The sequence below is a fragment of the Paenibacillus xanthanilyticus genome (genome assembly GCF_042682185.1).
Classification (GTDB): domain Bacteria; phylum Bacillota; class Bacilli; order Paenibacillales; family Paenibacillaceae; genus Paenibacillus_Z; species Paenibacillus_Z xanthanilyticus.
Genome location: NZ_JBHUHA010000001.1, coordinates 2,207,135 through 2,227,154, shown reverse-complemented (window position 1 = coordinate 2,227,154; position 20,020 = coordinate 2,207,135). Strand labels below are relative to the sequence as shown.

Annotated in this window: 21 protein-coding genes and 1 other RNA gene; 19 read left to right on the top strand and 3 right to left on the bottom strand. The window is 57.2% G+C overall.

Annotation, left to right across the window (positions count from 1 at the left end; genetic code table 11):
• The first annotated feature begins 64 nt into the window (after positions 1-64).
• The 4 genes from ACFSKT_RS09515 (at position 65) to rnpB (ending at position 3,256) form a co-directional block, all read left to right on the top strand.
• The gene (locus ACFSKT_RS09515) at positions 65-892 is read left to right on the top strand and encodes a hypothetical protein (RefSeq protein WP_377722503.1); all 828 of its coding nucleotides are present in this window, start codon (positions 65-67) and stop codon (positions 890-892) included.
• Position 893: 1 nt separating this feature from the next.
• Positions 894-1,679, top strand: a complete 786-nt coding sequence (locus ACFSKT_RS09510; RefSeq protein WP_377722502.1) for a tRNA (adenine(22)-N(1))-methyltransferase — start codon at positions 894-896, stop codon at positions 1,677-1,679.
• Positions 1,646-2,767: a Nif3-like dinuclear metal center hexameric protein gene (locus ACFSKT_RS09505; protein WP_377722501.1), complete on the top strand. Its 1,122-nt coding sequence runs from the start codon at positions 1,646-1,648 to the stop codon at positions 2,765-2,767. Before ACFSKT_RS09510 ends, ACFSKT_RS09505 begins: the two co-directional genes overlap by 34 nt.
• 86 nt (positions 2,768-2,853) lie before the next feature.
• Positions 2,854-3,256: RNase P RNA component class A (gene rnpB / locus ACFSKT_RS09500), an RNA gene on the top strand.
• 146 nt (positions 3,257-3,402) lie between these two features.
• Here the strand turns inward: rnpB and ACFSKT_RS09495 are convergent.
• Positions 3,403-5,298 carry a S8 family peptidase gene (locus tag ACFSKT_RS09495; protein ID WP_377722500.1) on the bottom strand — a complete coding sequence of 632 codons (1,896 nt, stop codon included), beginning with the start codon at positions 5,296-5,298 and terminating at the stop codon, positions 3,403-3,405.
• A 204-nt stretch (positions 5,299-5,502) separates the two neighbouring features.
• On the opposite strand from ACFSKT_RS09495, the gene ACFSKT_RS09490 reads away from it, so the two are divergent.
• The 6 genes from ACFSKT_RS09490 (at position 5,503) to thiI (ending at position 10,086) form a co-directional block, all read left to right on the top strand.
• Positions 5,503-6,003 carry a YpuI family protein gene (locus ACFSKT_RS09490; protein WP_377722499.1) on the top strand — a complete coding sequence of 167 codons (501 nt, stop codon included), beginning with the start codon at positions 5,503-5,505 and terminating at the stop codon, positions 6,001-6,003.
• Between the two features lie 55 nt (positions 6,004-6,058).
• Positions 6,059-6,268 carry a DUF1540 domain-containing protein gene (locus ACFSKT_RS09485; RefSeq protein WP_377722498.1) on the top strand — a complete coding sequence of 70 codons (210 nt, stop codon included), beginning with the start codon at positions 6,059-6,061 and terminating at the stop codon, positions 6,266-6,268.
• A gap of 3 nt (positions 6,269-6,271) precedes the next feature.
• Positions 6,272-6,670 (top strand): hypothetical protein, encoded by a 399-nt coding sequence (locus tag ACFSKT_RS09480; RefSeq protein WP_377722497.1) that lies wholly within the window; start codon positions 6,272-6,274, stop codon positions 6,668-6,670.
• A gap of 144 nt (positions 6,671-6,814) precedes the next feature.
• Positions 6,815-7,552 carry a lytic transglycosylase domain-containing protein gene (locus ACFSKT_RS09475; RefSeq protein WP_377722496.1) on the top strand — a complete coding sequence of 246 codons (738 nt, stop codon included), beginning with the start codon at positions 6,815-6,817 and terminating at the stop codon, positions 7,550-7,552.
• A gap of 123 nt (positions 7,553-7,675) precedes the next feature.
• Positions 7,676-8,866 (top strand): cysteine desulfurase family protein, encoded by a 1,191-nt coding sequence (locus ACFSKT_RS09470; RefSeq protein WP_377722495.1) that lies wholly within the window; start codon positions 7,676-7,678, stop codon positions 8,864-8,866.
• 11 nt (positions 8,867-8,877) lie between these two features.
• A complete protein-coding gene (thiI, locus tag ACFSKT_RS09465) occupies positions 8,878-10,086 on the top strand; it encodes a tRNA uracil 4-sulfurtransferase ThiI (RefSeq protein WP_377722494.1) in 1,209 nt (402 codons plus the stop codon).
• A 45-nt stretch (positions 10,087-10,131) separates the two neighbouring features.
• Here thiI and ACFSKT_RS09460 read toward each other — a convergent pair whose 3' ends face one another.
• Positions 10,132-10,833 carry a TerC family protein gene (locus tag ACFSKT_RS09460; RefSeq protein WP_377722493.1) on the bottom strand — a complete coding sequence of 234 codons (702 nt, stop codon included), beginning with the start codon at positions 10,831-10,833 and terminating at the stop codon, positions 10,132-10,134.
• Positions 10,834-10,978: 145 nt separating this feature from the next.
• On the opposite strand from ACFSKT_RS09460, the gene ACFSKT_RS09455 reads away from it, so the two are divergent.
• The 7 genes from ACFSKT_RS09455 (at position 10,979) to ACFSKT_RS09425 (ending at position 16,460) form a co-directional block, all read left to right on the top strand.
• Positions 10,979-11,641, top strand: coding sequence for a TerC family protein (locus tag ACFSKT_RS09455; RefSeq protein WP_377722492.1), 663 nt, complete (start codon positions 10,979-10,981; stop codon positions 11,639-11,641).
• A 218-nt stretch (positions 11,642-11,859) separates the two neighbouring features.
• Positions 11,860-12,342: a hypothetical protein gene (locus ACFSKT_RS09450; protein ID WP_377722491.1), complete on the top strand. Its 483-nt coding sequence runs from the start codon at positions 11,860-11,862 to the stop codon at positions 12,340-12,342.
• A 50-nt stretch (positions 12,343-12,392) separates the two neighbouring features.
• The gene (gene typA, locus ACFSKT_RS09445) at positions 12,393-14,234 is read left to right on the top strand and encodes a translational GTPase TypA (protein WP_377722490.1); all 1,842 of its coding nucleotides are present in this window, start codon (positions 12,393-12,395) and stop codon (positions 14,232-14,234) included.
• 113 nt (positions 14,235-14,347) lie between these two features.
• Positions 14,348-14,677, top strand: coding sequence for a YlaH-like family protein (locus ACFSKT_RS09440; RefSeq protein ID WP_377722489.1), 330 nt, complete (start codon positions 14,348-14,350; stop codon positions 14,675-14,677).
• A gap of 59 nt (positions 14,678-14,736) precedes the next feature.
• Positions 14,737-15,009: a hypothetical protein gene (locus tag ACFSKT_RS09435; RefSeq protein ID WP_377722488.1), complete on the top strand. Its 273-nt coding sequence runs from the start codon at positions 14,737-14,739 to the stop codon at positions 15,007-15,009.
• A gap of 15 nt (positions 15,010-15,024) precedes the next feature.
• Positions 15,025-16,056 (top strand): LCP family protein, encoded by a 1,032-nt coding sequence (locus tag ACFSKT_RS09430; RefSeq protein ID WP_377722487.1) that lies wholly within the window; start codon positions 15,025-15,027, stop codon positions 16,054-16,056.
• Between the two features lie 80 nt (positions 16,057-16,136).
• The gene (locus ACFSKT_RS09425; RefSeq protein WP_377722486.1) at positions 16,137-16,460 is read left to right on the top strand and encodes a hypothetical protein; all 324 of its coding nucleotides are present in this window, start codon (positions 16,137-16,139) and stop codon (positions 16,458-16,460) included.
• Positions 16,461-16,491: 31 nt separating this feature from the next.
• Here ACFSKT_RS09425 and ACFSKT_RS09420 read toward each other — a convergent pair whose 3' ends face one another.
• A complete protein-coding gene (locus ACFSKT_RS09420; protein ID WP_377722485.1) occupies positions 16,492-17,037 on the bottom strand; it encodes a YhcN/YlaJ family sporulation lipoprotein in 546 nt (181 codons plus the stop codon).
• 114 nt (positions 17,038-17,151) lie between these two features.
• Between ACFSKT_RS09420 and ACFSKT_RS09415 the strand changes: the two genes are divergently transcribed.
• Together ACFSKT_RS09415 and ACFSKT_RS09410 are read left to right on the top strand one after the other, a co-directional pair.
• Positions 17,152-18,483 carry a PhoH family protein gene (locus ACFSKT_RS09415; protein ID WP_377722484.1) on the top strand — a complete coding sequence of 444 codons (1,332 nt, stop codon included), beginning with the start codon at positions 17,152-17,154 and terminating at the stop codon, positions 18,481-18,483.
• A gap of 265 nt (positions 18,484-18,748) precedes the next feature.
• On the top strand, positions 18,749-20,017 hold the full coding sequence (locus ACFSKT_RS09410; RefSeq protein ID WP_377722483.1) for an ABC transporter substrate-binding protein: 1,269 nt from the start codon (positions 18,749-18,751) through the stop codon (positions 20,015-20,017).
• Positions 20,018-20,020: the final 3 nt, after the last annotated feature.

Genomic DNA, 20,020 nt, shown 5'->3' with positions numbered 1-20,020 from the left:
CTGCATGCAAGCAGCGAGGTCCCTTTTCCTTCAAGGGCAGCGCTAACACGAGGGGAAGACTGACATGGACCAGGAACGTCGGAAAACGATCATTCGGGAAATCGAACATTGGCAGCGGAGCAAGCTGCTACCGGAGCAATATTGCGATTTTCTCCTTAACCTGTATCTCGAGACGGGAGAAGTGAAGGAACCCGTCTATTTATCGGGCAAAGCGGTGAAAGCCATCAAGACGGCTTCCGGACTCAGTTGGCTCCTTGCTTTTGGCATTTTTTCCTTGATCTGTTTCGTTGTACTTCATTTTAACGCTTTTCACCCGCTATTGCAAATAGGGGTGACGGCCTCGATGGTCCTCATTTTACTGCTGATCGGCCAACGTTTTCGAGATAAAAACGAGGCGGCCGGCATCGGATTGATCGGCATCGGCATGCTGCTTATGCTCGGCGTGGGGATCTATATGCTGCAGCTTCACGGGCTGGAACAATGGGGCTGGCAGGTCGGTTGGCTCGGCATCTGCTCGTTATTCTGGGTGGCGGTCGGCATATTTGCACGCATTCCGCTGCTGCATCTCGGCGGGTGGATCGCGTCTTTCCTTGTTTACGGCCTGCTCATTTCCAGGAACGCGAACGATCCTCAATGGTACGAGGTGCAAATTTTCTGGCTGCCGCTGTCGATCGTGTTCGGCTGGTGCAGTTGGTTTTTCCATCGATGGTCCAAAAGCATCGCAGCGGTCTTGTTTGCGACCGCCGCGATCGTGTGGCTGATGCCGGAATTGTATACGGCGGTATTTATGAAGGATCAAGCTTGGTTTCAAATTCAATTAATCGTTAAAATCGTGGTGGAGGGCGCATTGCTCTTTGCCTTGCGAAAAAAATGGATTGCGTGGGTTGCATAGCATGATGAAGTTATCGAAACGATTGCAAACAATCGCGGACCGGGTCACGCCTGGTTCGCGCACGGCGGATATCGGCTCCGACCATGCGCTGCTGCCGGTCTATCTCGTCCAGAGCGGCAGAGCGCCGTCCGCCATCGCGGGCGAACTCAATACAGGGCCTTATCAAGCGGCAAGCAAAGCGGCGGCAAGCGCCGGACTGTCTGCCGTTATTTCGGTGCGCCAAGGCGACGGCTTGTCCGTGCTTCAGCCGGGTGAAGCCGATACGGTGACGATCGCGGGCATGGGCGGCAGTCTGATGACGGATATTTTGGAAGCCGGCAGGCTTGCCGGCAAGCTGGAAGGGGTCCGCGAGCTCGTGCTTCAGCCGAACGTGGGCGAGGAATTTGTCCGCCGCTGGCTGGTGAAGCATGGCTGGACGCTCACGGACGAGACGGTGCTCGAGGAGGATGGTCGATTCTACGAAGTGCTGCGCGCCGTATTATCGCCGACTGCGTCTATCGAGAATGCGGCTTTGTATGAACCGGCTTTTTTGAACAAGCCTGAGACGGAATCGGCGTTGTGGGCGAACTGGCTCTATCGGATGGGGCCCCATCTGCTCCGCAACCCTTCCCCGGTTCTTCATCAAAAGTGGGAACTGGAAATCGGCAAACTGGAGCGGATCGTCGCGCAAATGGCAGGCTCGGACACGCCGGATGCCCGCGCGAAGGAAGCCGAATTCCGGATGGAGATCGCTCAAATCCAGGAGGTGCTCGCATGTACGCCAACGGACAAACCGTCATCCAATTAATGGAGCAGCTGGCTCCCAAACATTACGCGGTGGAGAATGACCGGATTGGCCTTCAACTGGGCACGCTGCACAAGGACATTACGAAGGTGCTGATCGCGCTCGACGTGACCGACGACGTTGTAGAGGAAGCGATCCGAATCGGCGCGGAGCTGATTATCGCCCATCATGCGATTATCTATCGCCCGCTTGCCAAGCTCGACACGTCTACCCCGGCGGGGAAGCTGTACGAGAAGCTCATCAAACACGACATCGCGGTGTATATCTCGCACACGAATCTCGATGTGGCCGAAGGCGGCATCAACGATTGGATGGCGGATATGCTCGGCATCGACGGAGAGAAGCGCGCCGCATTGGAGGACGTACATACGGACAAGCTGAGCAAGCTCGTCGTGTTCGTGCCGCAGGATCATCATGAGCAGGTGCTGCAGGCGCTGTGGAGAGCCGGCGCGGGCGAGATCGGCAACTACAGCTGCTGCAGCTTCAACATTGAAGGCACAGGCACGTTTGTCCCTGGTGAAGGGACCGATCCGTTCATCGGCGAGCAGGGCAAGCTGGAACGCGTCGCGGAGATGCGCATCGAGACGATCGTGCCGCAAAGCGTCCAGAAGCGCGTCGTACAGGCGATGCTGAAGGCTCACCCTTATGAAGAGGTTGCCTATGACCTTTATCCGATGGACTTGAAAGGCCGCAGCTTCGGTCTTGGCCGGGTCGGCAAACTAGCGGAGGCGACCACGCTCGGCGAGTTCGCGGAGCGCGTCAAGCAGGTGTTTGACGTCCCGGCGGTTCGCATCGTGGGCGAGTCCGGTCAATCGGTTCGCAAAGTCGCGGTGCTGGGCGGATCTGGTGCCCGGTACGTCAGACATGCGTTGTTCGCGGGCGCGGATGTGCTCGTCACCGGCGATATCGATTACCACACCGCGCACGACGCGTTGGCGGCGGGGCTTGCGATTGTCGACCCGGGCCATAACATCGAGAAAATCATGAAGCCGCGCGTGGCCGAATGGTTGAGCAAACAACTGGCCGAGCGCAAGTATGGGACCGTGGCGGTGGCGTCGGAGATCTCTACCGAAGTTTTTCGGTTCGTGTAGCTGCAGCTGGCAGCCGTTTGGCGAAACCGCCAATCGTTACCCGCTTGAGCTTCGCGACCTTTCCGTGTATACTAGCTAAGCACCGGAAAGTTTGACAGACAATCGCTGGCGGCTTCGGCCGCGAGAGGAAAGTCCGGGCTCCATAGGGCAGGATGCTGGATAACGTCCAGTCGGCGCGAGCCGAAGGATAGTGCCACAGAAATGGACCGCCGATGGCCGGCCGCAAGGCTGGCACAGGCAAGGGTGGAACCGTGGTGTAAGAGACCACGAGCGCCGTTGGCGACAACGGGGCTGGTAAACCCCATCTGGAGCAAGACCGAGAGAACGCAGCGCTTTAAGCGCGCCCTTGCCCGGGGAGCGTTCGGGTGTGTCGCTGGAGCCTGTCAGCAATGGCAGGCCTAGATAGATGATTGTCGCTTCAATGGTGGGAGGGTTGTTCCCGTTCGCACCACCGGAAGTACAGAACCCGGCTTACGGCAAACTTTCCGAACTACACCCACATTGGTTTGCGTTTCCAATAGGAAGCGCAGCATTGTGGTCACAACAAATTGGCTACACATAACAAAACAAATATAGGCCGTCCGCTCTCCGAAGGAATTCCTCCGGAGAGCGGACGGCCTTTTTGCTTTGACGATCTACCCTTGCTTATGTCCCGTCGCCGAGCCGCGTTCCTCCGCGCTCAGCTGCCCGAGCCGACGCTCCACCATCTCCGGGAACCGCTGCAGCGACACGGCCGTTTCTTTGGCGGCATTCAGCGCGCGGATGATGTCGATCTGACCGTAGCCGAAGTAAGGGTCTTTCCCGGGATCCCCCAGGTCCTTGGCGGTATGGCGCATAATATCCATGACCTCCACGTTCGTCAGTTCCGGATTAAGAGAACGAATCAAGCCGGCAAGCGCCGCAGCATGCGGACTCGCCATCGACGTGCCGGACAGCGCCGCGTATTGGCTGCCAGGGTAGGTGCTGGCGATGCTCGCGCCCGGTGCGGCGACATCGATATAATCGCCGTAGTTGGAGAATGAAGACTTGGCCCCGTCCGGGTCGGTTGACGCGACGGCGAGCACCTCCGGATAAGCGGCCGGATAGCCGGGGCGAATCGTATTGTCATTGCCGCTGGCGGCGATCAAGACGACGTCGTGGTCGTAGGCATATCTGATCGCGTCGTGGAGGAACTCGGCTTCCGCATAGTTGCCCAAGCTCATATTGATGACGCGGGCCCCGTGATCCGTAGCCCAGATGATGCCCTCCGCCACCGAATACGTCGACCCGGCGCCGCTGGAGTCGAGCACTTTGACGGGCAAGATTTTGTTGTACCAAGATAGGCCGGCGACGCCTTCGTTATTGTTCACGTTCGCTGCGATAATGCCGGCGACGTGCGTGCCATGGCCGACGTCGTCATCGGGCGGCGAGTCCGGCGTCACCATATTGCTGCCTTCGGCCAGTTTGCCGGCGAGGTCGGGATGATCCAGCTGCACTCCGGTATCCAGCACGCCGATGAGCACGCCGGAACCTTTGGCGACGCTCCAGCCTTTCTCGGCTTCGATGGATGGCAAATTCCATTGATAATCGGAATAAAGCACATCGTTCGGCACGATGGAACGGTCTGGGTTGCCTTGCGTATCATTGGTTAAATACAAATAATGCGGTTCGACATACAGCGGATCCCAGTTTTTCTTGAGGTACGCCATCATGTCTTCGGTCAGTTTTTGCGAGGAGCGTATGACGTACGTATAGCCAAGCTTGCGAATGAACTGTGCTTCGAGGTCTCGCTTGATCCGGGCAAGATCTTCTTCGGTCGGCGTTTGACGGAATTTGACCACGACCTCGTTAATGTGATAATGGCTTGCGTTGCCGTTGTCTTCGCCGGTATCGACCGTCGTGTCCTGCATCGTGTTAGGCTTGACCGATTCGATTTTGTATTTGCCTTCGGCCGGGTATGGAACGAGCCTTAAGTTGCGGCGTTGATGCATGCCGATGTTATTGACCAAGTCCTGGCGTATGATGCCGACGACCCCGTCGCCCTTCATGCGGTAGCTCGGGACGGTCATGACGACATAACGGTGTCCACCCGGCTCAATGGTGTTCGAATGGTATTCTTTGCCTTGTTGAAGATGGAGCCGCGCGGTGGCGAGCGCCTCGCGCATATCGGGGAACTGCGCGTAAGGCACCACGCCGCGCGTCGTCGTGTCGCCGTTTTGCAGCCATTGTACGTAGACCATCTGTTTATGCATGTCCATCATGTGGCGCAAATGCTCGGACTTCGCTTTTCCTTTCGTCGATGAGGTCATGAGTTTGCGGAAGTTGATGCTGCATTCGCTCGAGCATAGCATCGCCGTTGCCTTCATGTCTTCCTGAACCGTGCGGATTTTCATCGTATGCTCGCGGTGCGCGTTCAGCGTTTTAACTTGATCGGCCTGCAGCCCCTCCAATTTGCCGTCGTTCTCCGTCGGCGCGCCGAACCAAGGCGTGATCGGGATGAGAAAAGCAACGGCCGCGGCCGCGGCGAACCAGCCTATCCATTTGCGTCGCATGCGTAATCAGGCTCCTTTATCCCTATGATGTGATGGAAATGAACTCGAAGCCGTCCTGATCGGTTCCGTTCACGCTTAACATTCAGCCCGGGGCATCAAATTATACGGTTATCCGGCGTAAACGGGAGTACCATCCCCCAGCATTTTGTGGTACTATGTTGTTGCCTTGAAGTTTTGTTTTGGAGAATGAAAGGGGATCTACCTATGCCATCGACAAACGTGAAACCGCTCAGCGAATCAACCAGGGAAAAACTGAAGCAAGCGATCGGCCAATTGGAAACGTTCTTGAATGCTCATGCGCTTCCACAGCTTGCCGCGGAAGATGAAAGCAACGAAGCAGAGCTTTTCTATAAAGGGTTGCTGTCCGATCTTCGTCATCTTCTCGTATTCTCGGAAGTGGCCGTCGAGAAGCTCGGCGTTGCGCTGAGACGTCCAACGTTTGATATCGAGTTTGCCGAACGCGCGCTGTACGAAGTGTATCATCAGTCCGTTAATGCCTTTTTCTATCCGAAGAACGAATGTTATTCCGAAGACGGACGCTATGCATATACGGGACAAGACGCGATCCGCTTCCGCAGCAAGCCGGTACGGCCTGCGCGCGATATCGTGCTTGCCGTTTCCAAAATTTTCGAAGAGCTGCGCGACGATCTCGCTTACTACGAGAACGACTACATGACGGCACGCAGAATGCAAGGGCAAAAATAAACAGTCATAACGTACCCCCGCATCAGGGCAACTTGATGACGGGGGTGATTTATTTATGCCGAATGGCGTAAGCTGCAGCGTATCCAACTGTTCGTTCTGGGGTCAGGGCAATCAGTGCAACGCGAAGGAGATCCACGTGGAGATCGACCGGCATGCGCATTCCGATTTTGGCGCCGAGATGGCGGAGGAAGGGTTCTTGCACCAAGATAAAGCGCAGGAGTCCGCAACGACGTGCTGTCACACCTTCAAGCCAAAGGGGGAATAGCCGATGGATCGCGAACGAACGCATGAATACAGTCCATATGACGACACGGAGACGTGCCCGCATATGGAGCGGTGCGAGCATACGGACAAGACCGCCTACAAGGAAGAAATGGCGGCCGAGATCGCCGTACCGGTCAGTGGTCTGAACAGGAGCTCCCGCAGCCGGGAAGAAAGCGCCCGCGCGACGCGCTCCGCCGGCAAGGCCGCGGGGTGGACAGGCTTGATCATCGCGATCATGTCCTGGTTCGTTTGGCCGGTGCTGCTTGGCATTTCCGCCGCATTCATTGGATTCGTCGCTTTTCGTCAAGGCAGCCGGGGGCTCGGCATTTGGTCAATAACGCTGGGACTTATCGCGGCCACTTCCTATCTCGTTCTTATTCCTCTATATTATGCGTTAACCTGAATGAAGGCCGGTGGGGATTCCCGCCGGCTTTTCCATTTAAAAAACGACCGAAACGACTAGCGGACAAGCGCGAAAAATTGTAGAATAAGGACAGACTTTGTCATCATCCATATCGCTGGCATACCGATCAGAGGGGGCGAAATTATGAATATCGATCCGCGCGTGCTCAAGACGCTGCTTCAGCTTCAAATGTCGTCGAACCTAAACGCGTCAGGCGCAAGCGCGAACGGCGCATCCGACAATGCGTCCATGTTTAATGCGGTGCTTCAGCAATTGATGTCGAGCTCGGATAACAGCGCCGCGCTATCTGCGTTGTCGAACGCAGGAGCGCTGAACAACGAGTCGGCATCGGCGATGTTTTTACAGCCGCTTGTTGCGGCTTCCTACGGAAGCTCTGCGGCACTGCAAGGCGTCTCGGACGTCAGCGGCACCGAACTGAGTTCGGCGCCGGTATCCGGCGGCTCGAACGCGGCGTATGACGATCTCATCAATCAGGCCGGTGCGAAGTACGGCGTGTCGCCGTCGCTGATCAAAGCCGTGATCGACACCGAGTCGTCGTTCAATGCCAATGCCGAGTCCCATGCGGGGGCCAAAGGGTTGATGCAGCTGATGGACGGAACAGCCAGAGGCCTCGGTGTAACGGATTCCTTCGACCCGAAGCAGAATATCGAAGGCGGAACGAAGTTCTTGGCCTATCTGCTGGACAAGTATGACGGCAACGAGAAAGCGGCGTTGGCGGCTTATAATGCAGGGCCTGGACGAGTCGACCGCGCTGGCATTAAGACGAACGAAGACTTTACGGCGCTAATCGGCAACCTGCCGAAAGAGACGCAGAAATACGTAGGCAAAGTTCTCGGCGCATTGAACGAATATACGGCGTAGAGTAGATTAGGAATAGAGTTCGAGTAAGCAGGGGATCACGTCAGCCGCGCAGCGCGCCAAGTTCGCGTCATGCGCCGGAACGTGGTCTTTCTTTATTTTTTGCAAAAGGGAGGGGATCCATCCATGTATTACTTCGATCATTGCGCCTCAACGCCGCCGAAGAAAGAAGTCGTCCGTACGATGGCGGAAGTGATGGAGCGGCATTACGCGAATCCTTCATCGCTGCACCGGGCGGGGCTCGAGTCGGCGAAGCTGCTGGCCAGGGCGCGGGCCGTCATCGCGGACGCCTTCGGCACGGGGGCGAATAACTGGACATTCACATCCGGCGGGACGGAGAGCAATAACATGGCGATCCTCGGTGCGGCGCGGCAAAATAAGGGGAGAGGCCGGCATCTCGTAACGACCCGGATCGAGCATGCATCGGTCTATGAAACTTTCGCGGCTCTGGAAGCGGAAGGGTTCCGGGTTACGTATTTACCGGTGAAGGAAGATGGCCGCATCGATCCCGAGCAGGTGGAAGCGGCGCTTGCCGACGACACCATTCTGGTCAGCGTCATGCACGTGAACAACGAGACGGGCGCGGTTCAGCCGATCGCGGCGATCGGGAAGCTGCTGCGCGGCCGCAGCCACACCCTATTCCACGTGGATGGCGTACAGAGCGCCGGCAAGCTCCCGATCCGTCTCGTGGAATGGGGCATCGACCTGTTCACCGCCTCCGCGCACAAAATCGGCGGCCCTCGCGGCAGCGGCTTGCTGTATGCGAGAGAGGGTGTCGCGCTGGCTCCTGTTCTTGCCGGCGGAGGACAAGAAGCGGGCATGCGGCCGGGGACCGAGAACGTGCCCGCGATCGTGGCGACGGCCAAAGCATTCCGCATGGCGCTGGAAGAGCAGCCGGAACGGTCCCGGAAGATGCGCGATTTGCGTCAGCGGTTGGTCGGCATGCTGCGAGACATTCCCCAGCTTCGGTTAAATGGACGGGAGTCCGTACTGGACGAGTCGGGCGAGATCGCCATGGCGCCTCACATCGTACACTTCTCCTATCCCGGCATGAAGCCTGAAGTCGTCATTCACATGCTGGAGGAAAGAGGGTTCCTCGTATCGACCCAGTCGGCTTGCTCCTCGAAGAGCAGCAAGCCTAGCCGGGTGCTCGAGGCTATGGGAATGCCGCCGGCCATCGCCTCGAGCGGCATTCGGGTCAGCTTCGGCGATGAGCATGACGAGCAGGCGGTCGCAAGCCTTAGCCGAGCGCTTCGGGATACGGTAGCGGCGCTCGCGCCGCTTGAACGCAAGGAAGGAAGGATCGAGACCACATGATAATACCGGACATGATATTAATACGATTTGGCGAGTTTACGATCAAAGGACGCAATCGCAAACAGTTCGAGCAACGGATGGTGGAACAGGTTAGGCGCGTTGTGGCGCCTTTCCCTGCAGCGAAGCTGATCCAGACGTTCGGCAGACTGTATATCAAGTTGAACGGCGAGCCGTACGAAGCGGTGGCGGCCAAGCTGAAGCATGTCTTCGGCATCGTCTCCTTCTCGCCGGTGCGACATACGGAGCTGGACTTTGAGGCCATTCGCGCCGCGGCGCTGGACGTCATGCGCGCGCAGCCGTCGGAGCCTGGCACGTTCAAGGTGTCCGTCCGCCGCGTCGTGAAGACGTTCCCGCACGACTCCCAGGAGATGAACCGGCTCGTCGGCGGCCACGTGCTTCGCGCCATGCCGGCGCTGAAGGTCGATGTGAAGAAGCCGGAGGTGCATCTGCGGGTCGAGCTGCAGCCGGAAGGAGCGTTCGTATTCAGCGACGTCGTGCCCGCTGCCGGCGGCTTTCCATATGGGACGAACGGTAAGGCGATGCTTATGCTTTCCGGGGGCATCGACAGCCCGGTAGCCGGTTATTTGGCCATGCGCAAAGGGCTGGAGATCGAAGCGGTCCATTTTCACAGCTACCCGTTCACGAGCGAACAGGCGAAGGAAAAGGTCATCACGCTCGCCCGCAGGTTGTCGGAGATTAGCGGTGCGACGCTAAAATTGCATCTCGTGCCGTTTACGGACATCCAGACCTCCTTCACGCAATGCAACCAGGATCATCTGATCATCACGCTGATGCGCCGTTCGATGCTGCGGATCGGGCAGATGCTGGCGGAGAAGGCAGGCGCGCTCGGTATCGTGACAGGCGATAGCCTGGGACAGGTCGCAAGCCAGACGCTCGGCAGCATGAACGTCATCGGGCGGGATATCGATCTGCCGCTGCTGCGGCCGCTGATCATGACGGACAAGCAGGAAATCATTAATCTCGCGGAAGAGATCGGTACGTACGAGACGTCCATTCTGCCATACGAGGACTGCTGCACGCTGTTCGTGCCGAAATCGCCGAGCACGAATCCGAATTTGAACGTCGTTCGTAAAGTTGAATCGTTCGTGCCGAATCTGGCGGGGATGATCGAAGAGGCGGTTCAAGGAACGGAGACCATGATCATCAAGCCAGATGATCTGTCGCATGCGCATCAAGCGGGCGAAGACGATTGGTTTTAAGCTTGCTCCCGGATTTCAATTGCGGCAAAAAAGAAGCAGAGAACCCTAATGGGTTTCTCTGCTTCTTTCTGCTGCGCGTTTTGCGCTTGCGTTGTTCTTCCAAAGGCCAGCCGCGATGATGACGATGACGATCAAAATCATGAACGACCAGCGGAACAGCTCGTTTTCGTCGAAGAAGCTCGCGATCTTTTGTTCATGCGTAATCATTTTCGCCGCGGTGTAAGCGAGGACGGCCGAGCCGACGTACACGATCCAAGGGAAGCGGCCGATCAATTTGATGAAGAGCGTGCTGCCCCATACGACGATCGGAATGCTGATAATGAGACCGAGGATGACGAGCAGGTAGTCGCCATGCGCGGCGCCCGCGACGGCAATGACATTGTCCAGCCCCATCGCCGCGTCCGCGATGATGATCGTGCGCACCGATTGCCACAGCGTGTTGCCGGCTTTAATGTTATCGCCGTGGTCGTTATCGTCCACCAGCAATTTGTAGGCGATCCACAAGAGCAGAATGCCGCCCGCCAGCAGCAGCCAAGGGATATCGAGCAGATAGACGACCAGCATCGTGGCCACGGCGCGAATGGCGACCGCTCCCACCGTACCCCAGATGACCGCTTGCTTCTGCTGATGCTTAGGCAAGTTCCGCGCGGCCAGACCGATGACGATCGCGTTATCGCCGGCAAGAATCAGGTCGATGAACACGATGGTGAGCAAGGCCGAGAAAAACTCTAAAGAAAATAGCTCCAACTTATATTGCCCCTTTCTTCTACATCTACATAGACTACAATAATTACGGCATAAGTCCAAGAGAGATTCAAAAAAAATTTTGGGACATATCCCTCTCCGCCCGAACATACAAGTTACATATAATCCATTTATGCGGGAGGTTCCCTTGGACAGCCTTGTAACGTTTATTGAGATTGTGTTTATCAACGTGCTGTTAAGCGGCGATAACGCGGTCGTCATCGCGCTGGCCGCCCAGCAGCTGCCGAAGGAACAACGCAAAAAAGCGGTCTGGTGGGGAGCGGGAGCCGCGGTGGCGCTTCGCTGCATGCTGACCTTGGTGGCGATCACGCTTCTGGAGCTGCCGTTTATCCAGATTGCCGGCGCGCTGATGCTGTTCGTCATCGCGGTCAAATTGGTGACGGACGCGGCGGGCGGTCATCTCGAGGACGATGCCAAGCAGGTGCGCAAGGCCGGCACGCTTGGACAAGCCGTGCGCACGATCATCGCGGCGGATTTTATCATGAGTTTAGACAACGTGCTGGCGGTCGCGGCCGTCGCCGAAGGCGAACCGGTTCTTATTCTGCTCGGAATCGCGCTCAGCATTCCGATGATCATCTGGGGAAGCCAGCTGCTCAGCAAGCTGCTCGTCAAATTTCCGCTCCTCGTTTATTTAGGCGGCGGCCTGCTTGGTTTCGCGGCTGGCGAAATGCTCGTTCACGATCCGATACTGCTTCCGAGCCTCGCCCGGCTGCATACGCTGGAGCACGCGATACCCGTATTATGCGTGCCGCTTGTCATCATCGTCGCCCTGCTTCGTCTTCGAAGATGAAGCAAGGCGTCTTTTTTTTGTGGCGAAAAAGATCGAACCGTACTGGTTTTTTGCCTCCCATTCCATTAAACTATAGGAATGACAAGAAGAAACGGCTTACGACCGGTATTTGCATGGGTTTGGATGTTTCTGCCTTTGGGGAATATAAGCCGTGTATAAGCAGCTGTCTTATACGTTTCTTATATTGTTAATATCGCGTCGAGAGAAGGGAAGCTTGCATGTCGAGAAATAATTACGCTATTGGCGTCGTCTTTTTGATCGCCGGAGCGGTTATTTTGCTCGGGAAGCTGGGGTTGTTCGCGTTTATCGGGACGAATTTCTGGCCGCTGTTCGTTTTGATCCCCGGCATTTTGCTGCACGTGCTGTTTTTCGGTCGCATTTTGCCGACAGTCGCGCTTATCCCAGGGGCCATCTTAACGGTCAGCGCCTTGATCTTTTTCTTCTGCATCGCATTCGGATGGCACCATATGCAGGTCTTATGGCCGCTGCTGGTGTTCGGGGTCGCCGTCGGTTTGTACGAGTATCACCTGTTTGAAATGTCCCATCCCAAGGTGCCGCTCACGGCGGCCATCATTTTGGCGCTGGTCTCCATCTCGTTCTTCGTCATCATGTTGTTCTGGGGTTGGGGGCTTTACCTGATCGCGGCAGCGCTGATCGTGGTCGGCGCATGGCTTGTCGCAGGTCGGAGAACGCGCTGGTAGTCGGATTTTTAGAAGTAAGCAAACTTTAAACATTTGGAGTGGATAAGAACATGCAAGCAAGAGAAAACATTCGAAACATCGCCATCATCGCGCACGTCGACCATGGCAAAACGACGCTCGTCGATAAACTGCTGCAGCAGTCCGGCACGTATCGGGACAACGAAGCGGTGCAGGAGAGAGCGATGGATTCGAATGACCTCGAACGCGAACGCGGTATTACGATTCTCGCGAAGAACACGGCGATTACGTACAAGGACTACTTGATTAACATCGTCGATACGCCGGGACACGCCGACTTCGGCGGCGAGGTAGAACGGATTATGAAAATGGTCGACGGCGTGCTGCTCGTGGTCGACGCGTTCGAAGGCTGTATGCCGCAAACGAAATTCGTGCTTCGCAAGGCGCTCGAGCACCAGCTGACGCCGATCGTCGTACTGAACAAGATCGACCGTCCGAACGCGCGTCCGAGCGAAGTCGTGGACGAGGTGCTCGATCTGTTCATCGAGCTTGGCGCGAACGACGAGCAGCTTGAGTTCCCGGTCGTGTACGCATCGGCGCTCATGGGTACGTCGAGCCTTGACGCGGAGAAGCAAGACGAGAACATGCAGGCGCTGTACGAGACGATCGTCAGCCACATCCCGTCGCCGACGGAGAGCGTGGACGAGCCGCTGCAATACCTCGTTACGCTGCTTGACTATAATGAATACCTCGGCCGTATCGCCATCGGCCGCGTCAACCGCGGCAAGATCCGTCAAGGCCAATCGGTAGCGGTCATGACTCGCGAAGGCGCGACCAAGCAAGCCCGGATCGAGAAGCTGTTCGGCTTCCAAGGCTTGAAGCGGATCGAGATCGAAGAAGCGGGCGCGGGCGACATCGTCGCGGTCGCCGGCATCAAGGAGATCAATATCGGCGAGACGATCGCCGATCCGGCCAACCCGGAGGCGCTGCCGGTACTCAAGATCGACGAGCCGACGCTCCAAATGACGTTCCTCGTCAACAACAGCCCGTTCGCGGGACGCGAAGGCAAATGGGTGACCTCCCGCAAGCTGCGCGAGCGTCTCTTCAAAGAGCTGGAGACGGACGTTGCGCTGCGCGTCGAAGAAACCGAAAGCCCGGACGCATTCGTCGTCTCCGGACGCGGCGAGCTTCATCTCGGCATTCTCATCGAGAACATGCGCCGCGAAGGCTACGAGCTTCAAGTCTCGAAGCCTGAAGTTATCATCAAGGAAATCGACGGCTCGAAGATGGAGCCTTACGAGCGCTTGATCATCGACGTACCGGAAGAGAGCACGGGCTCCGTCATGGAGAGCCTCGGGACGCGCAAAGCCGAGATGGTCAACATGATTAACAACGGCACCGGTCAAGTACGCTTGGAGTTCATCATTCCGGCGCGCGGCCTGATCGGCTACCGCACGCACTTCCTGACGCTGACGCGCGGCTACGGCATCATGAACCACGCGTTCGACAGCTACGGTCCGCTTGCGGGCGCATCGGTCGGCGGACGTCACCAGGGCGTACTCGTGTCCAGCGAGAACGGCACCTCGACGTTCTATGGCATGATGTCGGTCGAGGACCGCGGCATTCTCTTCATGGAGCCGGGCACAGAAGTCTATGAAGGCATGATCGTCGGCGAGCATAACCGCGATTCCGACATCATCGTCAACATCTGCAAAGAGAAGCAGCTGACGAACATCCGATCCGCGACGAAGGATGATACCGTTCGCCTGAAGACGCCGGTGCTGTTCTCCCTCGAGCAAGCGCTCGAATACTTGAACGATGACGAATATTGCGAAGTGACGCCGAAGTCGATTCGCCTTCGCAAGAAGCTGTTGAACAAGTCCGAACGCGAGCGTGCCGAGAAACAACGCAAAATGGCGCAATCCAACGCATAAGCAATGAAACTTTTGGCCTCGGGCCGTCGTCTAAAAGATGGCAGCCCGGGGCCGATCAAATTTTCGCTGCGGCTTGATCCGCCGCGGCCGAATACCCGAGAGGAGCGTCCCCGATGCAACAGTGGCTGCATGACCATCCCGTCATCTCTTACATTTTGATTTTCTGTTTTGTCGTGTATATCTTCAACAGCGTATTTCGGGCCCAAAAGCGGCTGCCGATTTTGAAAGAAATTCTTGTCCACGTCATTATGGCGATCGGATCGTTCGTGCTGTGGATTTTGCAATACGACCTGCTGCCGATCATCCAGTGCATGGCGGTGGCGGTGGGCATGATGCTCATGCTCCGCGGACGTCAGCTTTATGACAAGTGGAAAGGCAATGGCAAGACGGATGCGAAGCCGGAAGCGCAAGCAAGCGCGGCGGCGGACAATAAACTCGGCTAAGTGAGGGTTTAGGCGATCAGCGGCAAGGGAATTCTTCATGTCAGGGGGCTATTTGTCTCATGCGATTCGAAGATGCGTTGTTTAACTGGCTGCAAATCCATATGGTCGCGCATGCGCGGCCGGACGATCGCGCTGCCGTCGATACACTCGATTTTTTTCGTCAGCTATTGGCGGAAGACCATGAAGTCTCGGATATACGGGTGGAGCGCGTCGACGATACGATGATCCATATTCGCATCGAGCAAGGCGGTCGATCGAAGCTGCAGATGTTCGACCGGGCGGCTGGCGAGCAGCTGCTTGCCGACATCAACTCGAACCCGAAATACAACTAACAAGGTGAAACGTACATGAGCAGTCAAAAACCGATGGATCCGAGAAGCTCCCGCAGGCCGGCCAAACCACGAAAAAGGCGCGGCGCCACGTTGTTCAAACGATTCATGGTGCTCGTGCTGCTGGTGCTCGTCGGCATCGCGGGTTACCTGTACTATTTGTTCGACAAGTCGAAGGACGCGCTGACGATGGCCACCGCCGACGCGGAGCCGGGCATCGTCGTGCCAGCAGAGGAATCCGTTAAGGTCAAGCCGGTCGGGATCCTGCTGTTCGGCATGGACACCCGCAAGGAGACGGGCAGCCTCAATACGGACGTCATGATGGTGGCGGTCATGAACCCGACGACCAAATCGGCGGCCGTCGTGACCATCCCGCGCGATACGCGCATCGAGCTGGACGGCTACAAGAGCCGCAAGGCGAATTCGTATTATGCCAAATTCCGCGCTATCGCGATCGAAGACGGTTTGAGCGTGAAGGACGCGGAGAAGAAGGCGAAGCGCCAAGTGCGCGAAATGCTCGGCAAATATTTCGGCATCGATATCGCGTATACGGCGACGATCAACTTCCAGGGCTTCGTCGACGTCGTCGACGCGCTTGGCGGCGTAGAGGTGGATGTCGACATGGATATGCATTACGTCGATAACGCGGACGGGACGAAGATCGACCTGAAGCAGGGCCACCAGAAGGTGAACGGCGACCAGGCACTCGATTTCGTCCGCTACCGGAAGTCGAATGACGGCACCAACATGTCGAGCGATTTCGACCGCAACAAGCGGCAGAGCGAGGTCATTGGCGCGATCGCGGATCGGATGAAATCCTTCTCCGGCGTGACGAAGCTCGGCAACGTGATCGAAGCGGTAGGCAATAACATGCGGATGGATATTCCGTCCAGCGAGGTGCAGAACTTAATCGAGACGTATTTCAAGATGGGCAAGAGCGATATTCAGTTCGCGGCGCTTGAAGGCACGTGGCGGAGTCCGTATGTTTATGTCGATGAAGAAAGTTTGCGCAAAGCAAAACAAATTCTTCAAGCGAAGATGGCGGAATGACTGTATTCGCCCGCAACCCGCATATGCTATAATAAGCTCACCGTAGTATCCATGCTAATTCGCGCAAGGGGGCCATGCGGATGACAGTAGCCATCGCGGCAATGATCGAAGCTCTACGCAACAATACGGATCGTGCTCTATTGATGGCTGCCGACATTTCCGCATGCGGCACTCCAGAGGCAGTTGCATGGGCTGCTTCGGCAAGCGCCATCCTGCTGCGCGCTGCTTGCGGCGGAGCAATGCTTGTCCCGGGCGGCGACGGGGCGATAACTGAAGAGAAGAAGGCTGCAGACAAGCGTCCGGCAGCCATGTGGAAAAAGCCTAGTGAGCATTCACTAGGCTTTTTGCGTCCATCTAGCGGAATTTTCGCGAAATCGATCATACTTTCCCGCAATGGACGATAGGATAAAACTTACAGCGCTTGTCTGAAAGAGCCTACAGCGGCTTGTTGATTTTCGGGGAAGCCTCTTCATGACCCCGCGTTCGCTCCGGCATCGTGTCACGCGGCAGCTGCGGCACGATCCGGCCGATAATATCGGCCATCTCTTCGGCGAAACCGGCAATGGGACGGCCGCGATTCCAATCGGCGCGGACTTCCTGCAACCGTTGAGCCAGATCCATATCCGCGGTGACGATCGCATCAACGCCGTAGGGATCTTTGCGGAACGCCTCCGCAACCGCATATTTGAGCGTTCCGACGCGTGAACGTTCCAGCTTGCCGTCCACATCGATGCCGACAACGGCCGTATTGCCCATAACGACGCAGTGAGCGCCTTTCACGCCTGGGATTTGCTTCGCGAGAAGCTCCAGGTGCGCGGCCACTTGCTTCGGACTGCTGATCTCTTTTTTGCGCGGCGCGGTCTGCTGCGCACGGACGCGGTCATCATTTTGCGGAGAGGGTGATGTCTCATTGCGGGCGACCGTACCGCATCCTGTCGCCAGCAAACAAAGGAGCATAGCCGCTACCAGCCATTTGCCCATAATCGCCACCTGACCTTTCCTTTTGCGTAACAGCTAGTTCCCGTATAGTTTGCCACACGGCAGGTTCTGCTATGTACGCCTTTGAATGAAATTCCAACGCCGGGAGGGCTCACGATGAAAAAAATATTCGTGCTCGATACCAACGTGCTGCTGCACGATCCGCAAGCCATTTATGCGTTCGACGATAATGAAGTTGTTATCCCCGCGGTGGTGTTGGAAGAAATCGATTCAAAGAAAAGGCTTGCCGACGAGATCGGCCGCAATGCGCGCTCCGTCTCCAGACTGCTCGACGGCATGCGGGAGGACGGACATTTGCACGAAGGCATTCCGCTTCGGGGCGGAGGCGTGCTGCGCGTGGAGCTGAACCATCGCAGCTTTGTGCGCGTACAGGAGATGTTCGGCGAGATGTCGAACGATAATCGGATTTTGGCGGTAGCGCTCAATTATTACTTGGAGGAGCAGGAGAAGCCGGAGCCGCGGGACGTGGTGCTGGTCAGCAAGGACGTGCTCGTCCGGATCAAAGCGGACGTCCTCGGCCTGGACGCCCAGGATTATTTGTCCGACCGCCTCGTGCAGCACTCCGAAGTGTATGGCGGGTACGCAACGCTGTTCGTGCATCCGTCCGTGATCGACGAATTTTATACGTATCGATTCCTGACGGTCAAGGCGCTGCAGCTGACGACGAAGCTGCATCCGAACGAATTTATTATTTTGCGGGATGAGATGGGTACGAGCAAGTCGGCGCTGCTCAAAGTAAGCCAGGACGGCGCAAGACTGGAGCCGCTCTATCTGAGCAACGATCCCGTGTGGGGGATTACCGCCCGCAACGCCCAGCAGCGGATGGCGCTGGAGCTGCTGCTCAACGACGACATTCCGCTCGTCACGCTGACGGGGAAGGCCGGGACGGGCAAGACGCTGCTCGCGCTCGCGGCCGGGCTCTCCAAGGTGGAGGATGAGCATAAGTATAAAAAGCTGCTGATCGCGCGTCCAGTCGTGCCGATGGGCAAAGACATCGGTTATTTGCCGGGCGAGAAGGAGGAGAAGCTGCGTCCGTGGATGCAGCCGATTTATGATAATTTGGAGTATTTGTTCGATACGAAGAAATCCGGCGATATCGATAAAATTTTGATGGGGCTCGGCAGCATTCAGGTGGAGGCGCTGACTTACATCCGCGGCCGTTCCATTCCGGGGCAGTTCATCATCATCGACGAAGCTCAGAACCTGAGCCGACACGAAGTGAAGACGATCGTCTCGCGCGTCGGCGAAGGCAGTAAAATCGTCCTGATGGGCGATCCCGAACAAATCGATCACCCGTACTTGGATGCCGTCAGCAACGGCCTAACGCATATCGTGGAGCGGTTCAAACAAGAGACCAGCAGCGGCCATATGACGCTTGAGAAAGGCGAACGTTCGAAGCTGGCGCAGCTGGCCGCGGATTTGCTGTAACCTGTCGGCTAAGGGCCGAACGTCGATTATTACCCTGCTTCATTCCGGCTGAATCGGGGTAATTCTTGTCTTCACGGGCAAGAATGCGACTGCATGTCCGGGCCTTGGCTTCATGAAGAAGGCTGCCGGCTCGGCCGGCGGCCTTCTTTGGCCGGGCTGCCCCGCATGAAGTAGAACCCGCCGCACGAGGCGCAAATCGCACGCGACAAGGTGATCAAATGTTGTTACAATACGGGTATGCCAAAAGTGGGAAAGGAAGGAAAAAGTGTCACGCAGAAAAGTAGTGATCATGCTTCTCGGCGTATTTACTGCCTCTGTAGCACTCTTATTTCCGATGTTCGCCGAGCAAGGGCTTCGAGATGCGCCGTCGCAAGACGAACCGAATGCCAAACAGCAAGCGCAGCTGGACAAGACGTGGACGCCCGTCGTCCGCATCCGCGTGGAAGTGTCGATGACCGAAGCGGAATTCGAGGCGTGGCAGGTGCGCAACGAGCGATTTAACGCCAACCAGCGGGAGATCGAGGCAGAGCTCGTCAATCAGGCTCGCGAACCGCTTGCCACCTGGCAGCGGCAAGCGCAGCTTGGACAAGCCGGCGATATATATGTCATGGAAAACGGCATGGTGGGCGCATTCGCGGTACAGGGTTATTTGCGTCCTTTGGATGATTACTATACGGGAGAACGCGCGGGTGGAATTTTGGAAGCGTTCACAGGGCCTTTGCTATGGAATAGCTCATTATGGGGCGTCCCGCTTGACGGCGATCCCGCGCTGCTCGTCTGGAACAAGGAGCTCCTGCAGCGCGCAGGCCTGCCTGAACCGCCATCGCAGTGGCCGTCGTTCACGGAGCTGGCGGAGAAGCTGATCGACATGGAACCGGGCCTCGCCCCGATGCGCTTGCCGATTCAGGACGGCCGGCTGATGCTGGCGTGGCTCAGCGCGTTCGAGGCGGACTCCAGCGGTGCGGAGAAGCTGAAGGCGCTCAGCGCGGAGGAAGCGAATCGCGTGCGTTATCTGGCTGCGCTCCCTCCCGCCGACGTTCTGCCTTATGGCCCGGGCGAACTGGAGGAGCGATTCCGCACGAACAAGCTGCTTGCCGCGGCGTTGACGTGGTCGGAATACATGAAGCTGGCGCCCGATGTGCGGCGGAAGCTAGTACCCGGTCAAGGAAGCGGCCCGGTTTGGACGGGAGGCAGAAGCTTCGTCGTCTCTTCGCTCGCGAAGGAGCCGGAAGCGGCGCTCGCGTGGATTAAAGCGATGACCGAGCCGAGCGATCAACTGGGCAACTATGCGGCGGGTGGCAGACTGCCGGCGGAGAAGACGCTGTACCGGTCCGTATACGATAACGGGGATTCCGCCGTGCGTCCGCCGCAGGAGGCATTATTGTGGCTGGAGCGCGAGGCGCAAACCCCAGACCCTTCGTGGTGGACGCGTCTGGAGCGCTGGATGCGGCATTGGTCGCATGCGCAAACAGCCCCGTTCACGGCTAACGAGGCGGAGCGGTTGATTCAGTCTTGGAATCAGAACGCCGAATAGACG

Coding starts and splice junctions, on each gene's coding strand:
- ACFSKT_RS09515 (WP_377722503.1), top strand. CDS start 65: ATGGACCAGGAACGTCGGAAAACGATCATTCGGGAAATCGAACATTGG.
- ACFSKT_RS09510 (WP_377722502.1), top strand. CDS start 894: ATGATGAAGTTATCGAAACGATTGCAAACAATCGCGGACCGGGTCACG.
- ACFSKT_RS09505 (WP_377722501.1), top strand. CDS start 1,646: ATGTACGCCAACGGACAAACCGTCATCCAATTAATGGAGCAGCTGGCT.
- ACFSKT_RS09495 (WP_377722500.1), bottom strand. CDS start 5,298: ATGCGACGCAAATGGATAGGCTGGTTCGCCGCGGCCGCGGCCGTTGCT.
- ACFSKT_RS09490 (WP_377722499.1), top strand. CDS start 5,503: ATGCCATCGACAAACGTGAAACCGCTCAGCGAATCAACCAGGGAAAAA.
- ACFSKT_RS09485 (WP_377722498.1), top strand. CDS start 6,059: ATGCCGAATGGCGTAAGCTGCAGCGTATCCAACTGTTCGTTCTGGGGT.
- ACFSKT_RS09480 (WP_377722497.1), top strand. CDS start 6,272: ATGGATCGCGAACGAACGCATGAATACAGTCCATATGACGACACGGAG.
- ACFSKT_RS09475 (WP_377722496.1), top strand. CDS start 6,815: ATGAATATCGATCCGCGCGTGCTCAAGACGCTGCTTCAGCTTCAAATG.
- ACFSKT_RS09470 (WP_377722495.1), top strand. CDS start 7,676: ATGTATTACTTCGATCATTGCGCCTCAACGCCGCCGAAGAAAGAAGTC.
- thiI (WP_377722494.1), top strand. CDS start 8,878: ATGATATTAATACGATTTGGCGAGTTTACGATCAAAGGACGCAATCGC.
- ACFSKT_RS09450 (WP_377722491.1), top strand. CDS start 11,860: ATGTCGAGAAATAATTACGCTATTGGCGTCGTCTTTTTGATCGCCGGA.
- typA (WP_377722490.1), top strand. CDS start 12,393: ATGCAAGCAAGAGAAAACATTCGAAACATCGCCATCATCGCGCACGTC.
- ACFSKT_RS09440 (WP_377722489.1), top strand. CDS start 14,348: ATGCAACAGTGGCTGCATGACCATCCCGTCATCTCTTACATTTTGATT.
- ACFSKT_RS09435 (WP_377722488.1), top strand. CDS start 14,737: ATGCGATTCGAAGATGCGTTGTTTAACTGGCTGCAAATCCATATGGTC.
- ACFSKT_RS09430 (WP_377722487.1), top strand. CDS start 15,025: ATGAGCAGTCAAAAACCGATGGATCCGAGAAGCTCCCGCAGGCCGGCC.
- ACFSKT_RS09425 (WP_377722486.1), top strand. CDS start 16,137: ATGACAGTAGCCATCGCGGCAATGATCGAAGCTCTACGCAACAATACG.
- ACFSKT_RS09420 (WP_377722485.1), bottom strand. CDS start 17,037: ATGGGCAAATGGCTGGTAGCGGCTATGCTCCTTTGTTTGCTGGCGACA.
- ACFSKT_RS09415 (WP_377722484.1), top strand. CDS start 17,152: ATGAAAAAAATATTCGTGCTCGATACCAACGTGCTGCTGCACGATCCG.